Below are 13,300 nucleotides of genomic sequence, written 5' to 3'. Positions count from 1 at the left end.
GGTTGGAGCACGATATACTGGCTTTAAGTCGGCCATGAACGCCTTTTGATTTTTAGAGGCAACATACTTCATTGAATTGCGTATCTGATGAACAATACATAATTGAACTTCAGTCTCTGGAAAAATAGTTCTTATCGCCTCAGGAAACCCAGTTAGCCCATCAATACAGGCCTTCTATATACGCTGAATCTACCTGTCGTAGGTTCTGTACCTTTTGGTTCACAAATTACCGTAGTAAATTACTCTTGGAATCTATCATATATTCCCTCTGGTCTTGTCGTTTATCTTTGTTGGGATACAACATCGTCATGTATGGACGTGAGCTCAAGTAAAACAGGAAGTTTAACAGCTTTTTCGGGTTTAGATGCGAATAAGAAATTCATTTATGCTTTTGCAGTACCTGGAAGCGGCAGTGTAATTTCACCATTCGCTTATGGGCAGACAAATCAAGTTATTGTAAATTACAATTAACTATTTCTAAGGTCTTCTCAATAGAAGACCTTACTGCTTAACCTTTAAGCATAGGTGTCGACTTTTGTCATTCCGGACTTAACTTGATAATCCATTGGTAGTGAATGATTAAACGACAATAACTCTTTAAAAATTTCTTGATCTGATGAACCTTTTGATTTCATTTCATTGAACAACTCAATTCGTTGCCCCGTCACTTTTGATGCGATTTTATCAAACTCTTCAGACATATCCGCCCAATTCTTGTACGCTGCAGGATCAGAAAGTGGGGGGGCATCATTTAAATTTATCATCAACTTATCAGGTATAAATGCAACGGCTTCAGCCATTTCTTTAGCGAATAAAGGATCTGCTTCGACATCTGGAATGAAATTATCCCAACCATGTCGTACATATCCTGAACTTTTCGTTTCCTGTGCAGTTGGAGGTACAACTGAATTTTTAACCTCGGAAGTTTGTTGCACAGCATAGTTCTGTGAACCAATAGAATTTATCATGTCATTATCCTTAATTTTTTTTACTAAAAAAACTACATTTTTTATGAGTGTATCAACATCAATACTTACCCTGATTTTAAAGCAAATAGCAGACCAATAAATCAGCACCTGTTATTTGTAACAGGTTTTTTAAAGTATCAGACATGAAAACACGCCTTGAGGTAGAAATGTCAGTAATATTAGCCAATAAAACGGCAAATGGGGGGAGTATGTTTTTACAGCAGCAAACTATTGCCGATTAAATAAAGGATAATTAAGTATTCATTTAAATCTCGAATGAATGAGACCTAGCCTAGCTAGATAATTTTGTTGCTTCAGTTGATACTTTTTCAAGAACATCATTCAATATTCTATAAATAGTAGCGGAACCCAAGTCGTACTCTTTTGCTAAAAAACCAATTGATATGCCTTTTTCCCTTTTATTATAAATTTCTAAATCTCTTTCTGCTGTTCTTTTTGTTGGCCGACCAAACTTAACTCCGTGCTCTTTCGCTTTAGCAATACCTTCTAATTGTCTTTCTGAGCGTAAATCTGTTTCAAACTCTGCGATTGCCGCTAGCATGTTAAACATTAAACGACCAGTGGGAGTGGCAGTGTCAATTGATTGGTCAATTACCACTAGGTCAATATTTTCTGCCTGAAAGCGTTCAGCAACTTGTGACAAATGAATAACGGAACGCGCAAGACGGTCTAATCTGGTGATAACAAGAGTGTCTCCTTCCCTAAGGTAATTCATGCATTTTTGAAATTCAGGCCGTGAAGCTGTTTTTCCACTTTGTTTTTCATGATAAATTTTATCGCAGCCAACTTGATTTAATTTATCAAGTTGAACTTCCAAACTTTGGCCAGTCGAACTTACTCTTGCATATCCAATTTTAGACATTTTTTATCATATATCTTAAGATGTTTTGAAAAAAACATTATGAGAGTAGTTTTGATAATAGTCAAACCTAGTTATCATAAAGTATACGTTTTAATAACTAGGCTAATTACCGCTTCAAATCACTTACAGTAATAGAAGTTTGTAAGCGATTTCTCGTTGTTTAAGAAATTTACCTAATAAAAAACATAATTATTTTTAGAGTGTAATTACGATAATAAATTTCAATAGGGGCGCTATATTTAATCATAATTCAATAGCTTATCAATGTTTTGGGAATTCTCAATTTGAGTAAGTAGCACTGTTCAAGTAAAGGCTAGAAATTTAACCTTCTTTATCGTGTGTTAGTATAATTTTTATAACAATTAGCGTCAGTACTATCGCTGGGATTATCCAAATAAAATCAGTCATATTGTTCTGCCTTAAGGTGGGAGCTTTTTTTAACCTTAATGATTTTTATTATTTTTGCAAATTTAGCCTACATAAACGTGATTTTCTATTTTTACCCACCGCTTGGCCCTAGTTAATTTCAGGACAATTAACGAGGACAAATAATGAAAAATACTAAATCTCAATTCATTCGACAATACGTTCGAGCCAGTAGATCTCCGTGGGATGACTGCTCTACAATTTTATTGTTAGCAGATGTAGTTAATGAACAAACATTAGAGTTAAATTTCAATAATTATATCTATTTACATAGAGATAGTGTTGGAAAAATACTTGGAATTAGTATTTCAAATAGTTTGTTAGAAAAAAATCCGAGTTTTGAAAATCGATATTTAGAAGGAGTTGATATGGTGCTTTTTTTACTTATCTACATAGAGCAAATAACACAGTTTTGTAAGCTGTTCTCTGAGGAGTTCCAGCAAATATTTATGCAAACGCCAACGACATTTTTTGCAGCAGCAGAAAGTGATTGGGTCGATATTATCGACAATGCATAACCCCCTAAGCAGGCTTCGGTCTGCTTTTTTTATAAGAATTTTTTGTAAACCGATTTAAATACCCATGCCTGATTATTACCTAATAATGAGTTATCGATTTTGATAACAAACCACACAAGGAAAGTTAAGTATGGAAAATACATACGTATCAACATTGGATTTTTTAAATTTATTACACACCTTTAGTCGGGTAATCACCGCAAATGACCACCAGATTAATTTATTAGAATTGCGCAGTGATAATGCGAATTTAGATGAGCTGTGGGAGGTTATTGGCCCTGAAATTACAGCGAATAAAACACTAAATGAGTTTGCCATGCGAAAGTTTACTTACGAGCTTATGCATGCTCTGATTAGCGACCCAATCGAGCGCGTGGTTTTGCCCTGCGACTTTGAAGATGATGTTTTTGCTTAGTGTTAAATCAGAAATAATTAGCAGTTGAACTAGGTCATAATAGTTATTTTCAAAATCAAAATACAGCCTAATCATGTCTCCCCAAATATGCCGTGAATCATTATTTGCTGATTCGCTGCCCTAACTGCAATAGCGTTTAATAGGGCATTTTACTCAGTTACTGAGTATCAAACCTGGGAGGAGGTCCTGCGCAAATACAGGATTTCGTTACGGTGTCTCAAAAGCGCAGTCATTGTAATCATGTTTGGCAAGGCGCATAGGTCAAATGCAAAGGGGAGGTAGATACGTCTACCTCCCTTTTGCGTATTTCAGTTAGTTCACTCAGTAGCCTCATTACAAATCATAGTGGCGTGGTAAAAAATAAAAAATAATTAATTTATTTTTTAACCGTCAAAAATAAATTTATAAAAAATAAAAAGTGGTGAATGTGCATCTATTTTTATTTTTTTCTATTTTAATACTTTTAGAGGCTGTTATCTTATTGAAATTAAATAAAATATTTACTGTTTTGGTGGGCAATTTATATGTTTATTGTGGCACTTTATACGAAATGAGTAGGCAATTTATACGGTTTAGGGGGACATGTATGCTGTGAATAAATAAAAATTTTATTTATCAAAAAACTTACCGAAATTTCTTTTATTGGTTGGGCCGCGGTTAGCATAACAGCATAAACTTGAAATGAGGTAGAGAAATGAGCAGTAAAAATTCTCCAAAAATTGTTTTCGCTAATAAATTATTACATGCGGGTTATTCGCTAGAGGTTAATGAGCAGCGATTAATAAATCTAGCGTTGTCTAAAATTAATTCCAAAAAGTCTAACCCAGGAAAAATTGTGATTTATCCAACGGAATATGCCAAGTGTTTCGGTCTGAGTAAGCACAGCGTTTATGAGCAGCTGAGCGCAGCTGCAGAGTCACTAAGAGATAAATCTGTAAGCATTTTAGACGATAGCGGGCAGTCGCTTTCAATCCCTTGGGTGAGTAGCGCTAAATATGAAAAGCTGAAAAATCAGGGCTCATTCATTAATATAGAGTTTTCAAAAGAAATAGAGCCCTATATTTTTAATATAGAGGGTAATTTCACAGAGTTATTTTTTCATAACACAGTAAAACTTAACACGTTAGCATCATTTCGGTTGTATGGACTCCTAAACGAGGTGCGAAATTATAAAAATTACAAACGACGGGGCTCTGTAGTTATGAATTTACAACTACCAGAGATGAAAAAGAAGTTGTTTTTATCTGAATCATATGAAGCATGGCGGGATTTTAAAAATCGCGTACTGCTACCTGCTATAGAAAAAATTAATGCCCACACAGATTTATGTGTAACTTTTCAGCCAAAAAAAATGGGTAACTGTATTACTGCCATCGAGTTTTCATACATCCCTCAATCCGACGGTCAGCACATAGCAAGGCCGAGGTTAGCTCGTCGTCCTAAGGTCAAAAAGGGCTCGCATGAAGAGGGGGTATGGGCTCGGGTAAACCTCAATCGATTAGGAGGCTATGAGCTATCAAACCAAAACGAAAACCCCACTTTTAGATTGGCAAAAGCAGATATAAGGCGTTGTGTAGAATATGCAAAAATTCTTGGTGACGATAAAGCTAAGTCGTATTACTCTCATCAATTACGCAACTAAAATAATCATAATGTCTCAATGTTTATGCTACTGCATTACGAGTAAAACATTTCATTAATTTCTTCACACAATTTAGTACGGTATATTATTGAGGCACGCAGCAGCTCAGCATCACTTTCACTGAGAAGTGGTGCTCGTGTTTTTTTGTCATAACGTTCAGGTAGTTCCGTAAATAGCTGCTCATGTAATCGTTTTATATCATCAAAAATTTTGACCGACTGAGAGAATAAAAAAATCTTACTGTAATCGCTTTTTTTTAACGAGGCCAAATATTTTAGCAAAATGACTTGTCGTGCAGTTTTGTTTTTAAACGAATGCTCAATCTCAATTGCTGCAACAGAGCCATCTAGGAGTCGTACAGCACCATCTACCGTTCGTGTATCAGATAGGTTATTAATACGTTTAAATTCAGGCTCGGTAATGAATCCACTCCACATTGGGGCGTACGTTTCATCACTGTGATAATTGTGTATACCGCGCAGCATGACAAATGCGTTAATTAGATTATGCATTATATTATTTTGATTGAACTGCAAAGAAGGATTTTTGTTGCTCCTAAAATGCACGTCGATGCCCATTAATTCCTCTGCGAATTTGGCAGCAGTATAGGTAGGCACATAGACGCGACCATCTGGACTGCGGTGTGTTTTTACTACACGCAGTAAACCATCTTTTTCTAGCCTGTTTAGGTGTTCCAACGCGAGGCGATGATTAATGCCGTAGAGCCAACGCACAATGCCTGGTGTAACAATAGAAAACCGAATTGCAATAAGCACCGAAAGCTTGGCTCTATTAACGCCTTTTTGATGATTATTTGCGCCTGCACAATACCGCATATCAATATCAAAAAAACGAGGGTAGAGAGTATGAAGTGGGTTGTTCGTTTCTAAATATTTTGTTTGTTGCGACGTCAATTCACAAATCCTTTTGGTGAGTTAATTATTAAAATTAACTAGTACCGCAACATAAAAATTATCATCTTTTTATAATTATATTGCCGTTTTTCATTCCGAGATGCTTTAACAGCATGCACGTAATGATTGTTGCGATAATTATCGCAACAAAGCCGCTTCCAGCGGATGGCCTCGTCGCTGCGCTACTCAACCATAGGGCCTAAAACGCCCGTAAGCTCTGGTGTTGCTCCGCAACGAGCTGACTCGACGCGCTATCGCGCTAGCGTTTTAGACCCAGCGCGAATGTACGAGCTACGCTCCGTACTAACCGCCATACTGCCGCGCCTGACAATGCAATGGGTGCCCCATAATTTGCATTTTTCATCTGCTGTAATTTTCTACGAAAATAGATGGTTCGATATCAATTTGTGCCAAATTGATATCGAATTTCGCTGATGCGAAACACTATCGCGGTTAGTACAGACCAGCTGTACATTCGCGCTTTCTCCATGTGTTTACGGCTTCGCCTACAACACATTACGCGCTTGTTGGCCTCATTCTGAGACGCTTTTTTTGCAGTTTTTCGTGCCGAAAAATGCGATCTTAAAACCTATCTTTCAGACAAAAACCGCCTTCAAATTAAACTAATTAATAAAGTTTTTTAGAAAATAATAAGGGGTTTTTACTTAATAAAATTAGGTGAAGTAAGGGAAGGGCTAATTACTTAATCCAAACTGTTTGTTGCTGAGCTGCGCAGTCAAACGAGTTTGTTTTTTATCACGAAATCATTAAATTGTGAAGTTGTAATTAATGATTAATAAGGTTTAAAAAATGAAAGATGACGTTACTGATATTGCTATTAATCCAACAACAGGACTACCTATCACAAATGCGAGCGCTAATATCGTTGATGTTGGCAGCAATGTGGTGGGCCAATCTAATAGAGTAATGACTGTTTATGAGATTGAAGAATCGATAACGGACTCTATAGAGCACGATTGTTTTGATGCATTTGACTCGTTTGATGACGGTTTTTGATGCCCATAATTTTGAAAGCAATTAGTCGGTATCGAATAGAAGTTGTCTATTCGATTATTGCATTTAGTGGCTCAGCGTTACTGTTTTTACAGTTCCAATCCACTGAAAACTTCGCTTGGTTTATCGCTCTAAGTTTTTTTTGTACTAAAATGATAACAGGTATCTATAACTACGAATATTATCGAAAAAGTAATACCCCAAACATGAAGGTCATGCTTAAGCATCTCCTTATTAAATTTGTATAACTCTTGTTTATTTGTCCTAAACACAAAGCGCCCTGATTTTATAAAAGCGCTTTTTTGTTGAAAGCATTGATTAGACTATCACCAGATAAAAAAGATTAAGGTTTATATAAAAATGAGTTTTCATATACCTCTGCTTACGCAAAGGTTAAAAATTAGTAGTTAAAAGTGCTAACTAAATTTTGTTTACTACGGTATTTGCCGCTCCCCCCCGTCAAAGCGGGTACCAAACTTAGTAACACGACGGGCTAACTAATTTTTATGAACTAATTGTATCTTTTTATTTATCTCCATTTACTACGAAGACTGCAGAGGAATAGCATTGTTACCTTCCTATGATTCGAACTTTAAATTCTCCTATTTATAATACAAGCCTATTATTTTTTAATGTTTTTTAATGTTTTTTAATGTTTTTTAATGTTTTTTTCAAAGAAGATAGTGGTTTTTATTGCTAAAAGAAAAAGTACCTTCTCATACTTGCATCTACAAAGCATCCCTATTTTTAATAGCAATTTATTACTAATTATAACTCAAAAAAACGCGACCTTTGCGGTATGATAAGCTGATAATTTATATTGTTATTTTTGCCTAGGAGAGGTTCCTTGGACTCAGCATATAAAAAGCACACTATTCAAAAAAACAGTCTTAGCACTTCCAATAGTGCATAACTAAGCGATATTAAGTCTGTAATTGTGGAAGCGCGCCCATGTTAGGCAAACAGTCAATAACACAATGGCACATGCGTATTGGCAAATTGGACGTTTAATTATAGACGATGAACAGCTAGGTAATACTCGATACTGAGTGATCGAAAACAACTTTTTGCAGCAAAATTTTTAGCTCACCTTCCCACTGAAGAGGAGCTTCGCATAGAGCTACAAAAAGGGCGTGAGCGCGTTCAAGCACAGCTAAGTAAGCAGCAAGAATAAAACAAAATATAATAATGGAATAACCAATAAGCTACTGATATTTAATATTTTCATAGCAACCCGACAGTTAAAATCATAATTTCCACATTGTGGAAAAACTAAAGTCACAACGCGTAAAGGCGATTGATCATATATTCTATTTTGTTAAGTTGAGTATTTTTTACGGTGAGGTTTTTTAACTTCTTAATTTTTACTAGATGATCACTAGCGACTATAAAAGGTAAATGCGCGTGGCGTAAAATACTGGGTCTGTTATCTATGAACGAAATGTTCGCCATAGGCGCTGGTGTTAGGGGCCTTTTTATTTTAATTAGCTCATCTTTTTTACGCAGTGTTACCAGATGAAGTTCTTGGCCAACAAAGTAACACCACTCACTCTTTGTTACCCCTTTGGGCGGGTGTTTCATACTATTATTCAGATAATCACACATTTTTTCATAGGTAAAACATTTAACGCTAAATTTATTACACCAACTAAAACTAATTTTTCTTGCGTTTACTAGTGGAGATAATATATGTCTGTAAACCTGTAAAGTAATAGCATTAGGAGCTACAGATTGTATAACTTCTCGTTTTTTCTCTGCTGTAATTTTTGATGAAGAAATAGCCTTTTTTATATTATCTTTATGGATATTACAGTTTTCTATAAATGAAGTGAGTTTAGCTGTGTGTTTTTCTTCTACAATTAATACTCTCGGTAATCTAAACGGGTACTTAGCATTACTTTTTGCTACTGGATTAATTGTTTATATGAGCTGATTATTTTGGTTTGTGCGGTAAAACCACTAATCTGGGATAGTTCTATTGGTTGATTATCTGCGACGGTGGGAGGCGATGAATATACTTATGGGATAATAGTACAATTAGCGCTAAGGGGTTCAATGCTATGCAACTCCTGATAAAAGTTATCAGTTAAATTTTTAAGGGCTGTAAAGTTCAAATCAACGTGAGTAAACAAATCCATTTTATACCATCATACTTTGTTAATATAACGCAACTATACCTTTACTAATGATTGCTCGTATCGAATAAAAGCTTATCATGGCAAAGGTTGTTATCGCCTGCAAATAAGTATGATGGTATAAATAATTACTTTATACAAATAATTTATCTAATACAGTTTTATCTATTTCTCGCTGCTCTGTTTTAATGTAGATCTCAGTTGTTTTTATACTAGAATGCCCCATTAGCTTTGAAATATGCTGAATATTAGCGCCATTACGACTTAACCAGGTTGCATACGAACGCCTAAGCGAATGAGGAGTTATCCCAGCTGATACCAAACCATATGTCTTACATAGTAGGTATATAGATTCTGAAGAAAAGTGCGGAATCTCATCTGTATTGTTTATGCTTACACTTTTATGAAGTTCGCCAGATTTATAGACTCGTGTAAATACAGCACCTTCCTTATAGCCACGTATAACCATCCATTCCTTTAGTGCTCTCATCGTTATGGGATGAATAGCAACGGTGCGTTCTTTTCCGCCTTTACCATCAAAAGTTATTTTATTACCGATTAAATCAATTGCACTTAACTTTAATTTAGCTAATTCAAACCGGCGTAAACCGCAGCCGATGAGTAAATGAAACATAGCCTGATCTCTGACTTTTTTTGTATTAGTAAGTGCGAGCACCTCTATTGTATTTAGCAACTGTGCAAAATCACTTTGCGATAAGGTAGCGTGCAGCTTTTTTTTCCCCAGCATAGGTGGCTTAACTGATTTAACTCGCTCCCAATGTAGTGAATTTATTTGACCCAGCAGAAAAGCTTCTCTCAAAACACTTTTTGTAATAGATAAGTAAAGGCCTATCGTTTCATAAGATAAACCCTTATCTTTTAACAGGGCGACCAAACTATTCAGTGTATTCCTATCGAAGCGTGCCCAGTTAATACTGTAGTAATTACTACGGCCTAACTTTTGTGCAATTGAATGGAGTACACGTAATGCCGTACTTTTTGATGATACAGCCCTAAGAGAGTTTATATATGCATATACAGGGCATTCGTCATTTTGAATAACTAGGGGCATTTTTTGCTTAAGGGGTGTTAATGTTTGAGATTTTAATAAGTGTTCAAAACGTGTTTTGATAAATAGCCTCCTTATTTACGCCTGTATATATTGGGATAAGTTAAGTGTAATTCATTTTTCTTTAAATAACTAACGTAAATGTTTATTTACGTTAGTTATTATTATGTTAAATTGATAGATTTTATGCTTTCACTTACCAATAACACCTATTAATTTGGGGAAGGGCGATAGTGGTTTTTTAAATTACAAAAGTATCTAATCTCATTAAATGACTTTTGTTAACTCAAAATGTTAATCTGCAAACATCTGTTTAATGGATTCAAAGTACAGTATATGAAAACCTTATTTACAATATTAACCTTTCTGTTTTTGTGCAGCTTTAATTCATTTTCTAACGAAGAATGCCAGTCTTGTCATCAACAAACCCGTGATTGGAAACAATCAGACCATGCAAGTTCAATGGCTTTAGCCAATAAAGATACGGTGCTTGGTGATTTTAATGATATAACCGCGACCCACTTTTCTCAAAAAGCCGTTTTTTATAAAGAAAAAGATACCTTTTTAATTGATTTGACCGAGCAAGGTACTAAAAAACGTACACCGTAAGTTATGTTTTTGGCTTTGACCCACTGCAACAGTATTTAATTGAAGTTGAAAAAGGCAAATACCAAGTATTTCCTTTTGCATGGGATAGCCGCGATAAATCACTAGGCGGCCAGCACTGGTATGCCAATTACGCTAACGAAGATGTAAAATCTAACGCTCGTCTCCATTGGCTACAACCTCTACAAAACGGGAACGGCATGTGTGCCGATTGCCATTCAGATAATTTAAAGCGTAATTTCAATAGTGAAAGGAGCGCTTTGATACGCACTTTTCAAACATAAATGTGGGTAGTAAATCGTCCCACAATGAGATTACTGATGAACATAAAAGAGGGGATAAGCCACAAACCCCTTGATGTGCTTTATTTTGATTAATCATAAGTAACTATTAATTCAAATTTTGTTAAAAAATAAGCTTAAGGTTCATTTCGAGGGGATGGGCACAAAACCCCTTTTAATAACCTAGGTATTATTGCGAATTATACATTTGCTGATGGTGAAGCGCTGTACCGTAATGTGGGTATCTCAGGTGTTAATCAATATAAATCGTTCCCAGGGCTTTCAGAACATTCTGGTAACTTTACAATATATTACGATTCTGACTCATGGGGCGCACGTGTTGCAGCCGCTTGTAGAAGTGACTATATTGCAGCGGTACAAGCGGGTAACGGCGATGAAGACGAAAACGGTTTTCATGGCAGCACATACATAGATGCATCCGCTTTTTATCAAGTAAATGAAAAGTTAAAGCTCACTATAGAAGCCAGTAATTTAACTAATGAACGAGAAGAGCAATATTCAGACTCAAATGATCGTCTATACAATACAACAATTAACGGCCGTACTGTCTATTTAGGTGCGAGTTACCGCTTTTAAGATATTTCTAATCGGATAAATCTATTATAGAGCCATACCGCAGTGTGGCTCTATGTGACTCACTACCATATGTAATACACTTCTTAATGCCGCTAAATTAGTACTTACTGAAAAATTTACAGTTATTAACGGGTATAAAATAACCGCCACAGTTTACTGAGAGTGAGTATCACGATAAAAAAGCTTGCTTTTAAGACTCAGTAAAATTTGCTTGGAGCTCTTGCTCATCTAGTACCTTGGCTTTTTCCGTTATTTTTTTATTGTGCTTATTCAAGGATAAGATTTCAGCACAGAATGAAACTGAGGGGCAAAGCTCGTATTTATAGTCAACAATATTACCTTCATCATCCTTTATATTATCGATTTCATAGCTATCTAAAATATCGGCCTCAATCAGGTCCTTCATCGTATTAGCCATATCTCGACGAATAGCTGTTAGTCGTGATTTTTTTATATCTTCACTGTCGATGGAGCCAAACTTTATCATGGTTTTTTTTAGTAAAAAGTGATGCGTTTTGCCTACACTTGCATAGCGAAACATATGATAAAGCCTCAAAGTTAGCCATCTGGATAAAGTTCTTTTAAACGATTGAGCACGATTAAAATAAAACCCTCTATAACCAATAGACTCTATCTGCTGCGACATAAACTCATTTAATACAGCAAGACACTTAACAGTTGATTTTCCTTGCTGACCACTAAAATGAATAGAGCTTAAATAATTCATTTTAGACTCACTATAATGCTGCTCTCCCGCTTGATTGGTCACTTGGTATTTAAAGTTGAGTTCACTGCCCTTGAGTATTTGAAGTGCTTGCTTTATTTCTGCAAATGATAGGGTTTGATTAACAGACTTCAGCTCGTTAGCTATTTCTTTAATAGAAAAATATACCGCATATCTGTCGCCCATTTTTCCGGAAATTTTTGCTATTTTACCTTGGCTAGCTAAACGAATAAGTGCCCTTTCTACTTTTTCTTCTCTATCTGAGGGCCAAGCAAAATAATCTTCGTCTTTTCCCACAATCAGCGCAGGGGCTATTTCCAGTTTGCCTTCATACGTAACCCCTTCTAACTTATCAGAAATACTTCGTGATACAACAACGCGATTAGGCGCTTCACTAATTTTTACCAGTTTACGCTGATTACGTATAAAACGAGACCACAAGTCATACGCATTAAAAGTGTTTGAAATAGAGTTTTCAAAGCCCGACAACGTACTTTGATTATCAATGAAAAGTGACAATTGCTCGACTTGATTTGCATTTTGAATTGTCTTAATTTCGTTTTTAATAGTATCAGGAAGATTACTCAACGAAATGTACTTTGTGGCCATTAAGCAAAACCCTGCTTATTATTATATTTATCCCCTAGGTTCTCATAACCCATAGATTACGGCAACTATGAAACATAGAGGAAAATTGATCTGAGTGTAATAAAAACCTAAATACAATTTAACAAAATGAGTTTATGAGTTATCAATATAGATTTTTTATTTTTAAGCTGCTTTTTTTACTCTAGTTTCAGAGGTCTACTTGTTAATTTCAGTAAGCATCTATAGCACTAACATAGAGGAAAACTGATCTATACTGCATAATAGAAACTTGAAGCTTCTTCTGTTATTGGTTTTTACCTAATAAACAATGATGTGTTTAATTTAAGACATCTACTTCATATGTAATTAAAGAACATAGAGGAAATCTGAACCTCTTTACTCAAGCACATCCCTATACCAAGCGTTCAGAATTAACTTGCTTAACCTTCCCTCTTTCGCAATCAGTTTTTATACATAGAGGAATATTGATCTGTAACTCTTTTAAAAAATAATATTAGGA

General features: G+C 35.4%; 12 protein-coding genes and 2 pseudogenes. 7 read left to right on the top strand and 7 right to left on the bottom strand.

The features are described 5' to 3' along the window. Positions 1 to 171: pseudogene (locus PSI06_RS16910) on the bottom strand (transposase); the annotation flags it as partial. Here PSI06_RS16910 and PSI06_RS21730 point away from each other — a divergent pair. Beyond that, the gene (locus tag PSI06_RS21730) at positions 160 to 471 is read left to right on the top strand and encodes a flagellar protein FlhE (protein ID WP_443197790.1); all 312 of its coding nucleotides are present in this window, start codon (positions 160 to 162) and stop codon (positions 469 to 471) included. The pseudogene PSI06_RS16910 and the gene PSI06_RS21730 sit on opposite strands and share 12 nt — an antisense overlap. 44 nt (positions 472 to 515) lie before the next feature. On the opposite strand, the gene PSI06_RS16905 is transcribed toward PSI06_RS21730, so the two are convergent. Both PSI06_RS16905 and PSI06_RS16900 read right to left on the bottom strand, forming a co-directional pair. Beyond that, positions 516 to 968, bottom strand: coding sequence for a hypothetical protein (locus PSI06_RS16905; RefSeq protein ID WP_273604396.1), 453 nt, complete (start codon positions 966 to 968; stop codon positions 516 to 518). A gap of 292 nt (positions 969 to 1,260) precedes the next feature. Further along, positions 1,261 to 1,851 carry a recombinase family protein gene (locus PSI06_RS16900; RefSeq protein ID WP_273604398.1) on the bottom strand — a complete coding sequence of 197 codons (591 nt, stop codon included), beginning with the start codon at positions 1,849 to 1,851 and terminating at the stop codon, positions 1,261 to 1,263. A 551-nt stretch (positions 1,852 to 2,402) separates the two neighbouring features. On the opposite strand from PSI06_RS16900, the gene PSI06_RS16895 reads away from it, so the two are divergent. The 3 genes from PSI06_RS16895 (at position 2,403) to PSI06_RS16885 (ending at position 4,852) form a co-directional block, all read left to right on the top strand. Next, positions 2,403 to 2,795, top strand: a complete 393-nt coding sequence (locus tag PSI06_RS16895) for a hypothetical protein (RefSeq protein ID WP_248442874.1) — start codon at positions 2,403 to 2,405, stop codon at positions 2,793 to 2,795. A 130-nt stretch (positions 2,796 to 2,925) separates the two neighbouring features. Next, the gene (locus tag PSI06_RS16890) at positions 2,926 to 3,210 is read left to right on the top strand and encodes a hypothetical protein (RefSeq protein ID WP_273604400.1); all 285 of its coding nucleotides are present in this window, start codon (positions 2,926 to 2,928) and stop codon (positions 3,208 to 3,210) included. 694 nt (positions 3,211 to 3,904) lie between these two features. Continuing rightward, positions 3,905 to 4,852, top strand: coding sequence for a replication initiation protein (locus PSI06_RS16885; protein ID WP_273604402.1), 948 nt, complete (start codon positions 3,905 to 3,907; stop codon positions 4,850 to 4,852). A gap of 35 nt (positions 4,853 to 4,887) precedes the next feature. Here the strand turns inward: PSI06_RS16885 and PSI06_RS16880 are convergent, their stop codons facing one another. Next, the gene (locus PSI06_RS16880; RefSeq protein WP_273604403.1) at positions 4,888 to 5,766 is read right to left on the bottom strand and encodes a hypothetical protein; all 879 of its coding nucleotides are present in this window, start codon (positions 5,764 to 5,766) and stop codon (positions 4,888 to 4,890) included. 810 nt (positions 5,767 to 6,576) lie between these two features. Here PSI06_RS16880 and PSI06_RS16875 point away from each other — a divergent pair. Continuing rightward, positions 6,577 to 6,783: a hypothetical protein gene (locus PSI06_RS16875; RefSeq protein ID WP_273604404.1), complete on the top strand. Its 207-nt coding sequence runs from the start codon at positions 6,577 to 6,579 to the stop codon at positions 6,781 to 6,783. A gap of 1,275 nt (positions 6,784 to 8,058) precedes the next feature. On the opposite strand, the gene PSI06_RS21725 is transcribed toward PSI06_RS16875, so the two are convergent. Together PSI06_RS21725 and PSI06_RS16870 are read right to left on the bottom strand one after the other, a co-directional pair. Next, complete coding sequence (locus tag PSI06_RS21725; protein ID WP_369128029.1) at positions 8,059 to 8,697, bottom strand: DNA replication terminus site-binding protein; 639 nt, start codon at positions 8,695 to 8,697, stop codon at positions 8,059 to 8,061. Positions 8,698 to 9,048: 351 nt separating this feature from the next. Then, positions 9,049 to 9,987 (bottom strand): tyrosine-type recombinase/integrase, encoded by a 939-nt coding sequence (locus PSI06_RS16870; RefSeq protein WP_273604405.1) that lies wholly within the window; start codon positions 9,985 to 9,987, stop codon positions 9,049 to 9,051. Between the two features lie 333 nt (positions 9,988 to 10,320). On the opposite strand from PSI06_RS16870, the gene PSI06_RS16865 reads away from it, so the two are divergent. Together PSI06_RS16865 and PSI06_RS16860 are read left to right on the top strand one after the other, a co-directional pair. After that, positions 10,321 to 10,593, top strand: a complete 273-nt coding sequence (locus PSI06_RS16865) for a hypothetical protein (protein WP_273604406.1) — start codon at positions 10,321 to 10,323, stop codon at positions 10,591 to 10,593. Between the two features lie 464 nt (positions 10,594 to 11,057). Beyond that, positions 11,058 to 11,468 (top strand): annotated as a pseudogene (locus PSI06_RS16860) (TonB-dependent receptor domain-containing protein); the annotation flags it as partial. 190 nt (positions 11,469 to 11,658) lie between these two features. Here the strand turns inward: PSI06_RS16860 and PSI06_RS16855 are convergent. Continuing rightward, complete coding sequence (locus tag PSI06_RS16855; RefSeq protein ID WP_273604407.1) at positions 11,659 to 12,801, bottom strand: replication protein A; 1,143 nt, start codon at positions 12,799 to 12,801, stop codon at positions 11,659 to 11,661. Positions 12,802 to 13,300: the final 499 nt, after the last annotated feature.

It is taken from the genome of Pseudoalteromonas sp. GABNS16E (assembly GCF_028598715.1).
In the GTDB taxonomy this organism is placed as follows: domain Bacteria; phylum Pseudomonadota; class Gammaproteobacteria; order Enterobacterales; family Alteromonadaceae; genus Pseudoalteromonas; species Pseudoalteromonas atlantica.
The sequence above is the reverse complement of the archived record's forward strand: the minus strand, read 5'-3'. Positions and strand labels throughout refer to the sequence as shown.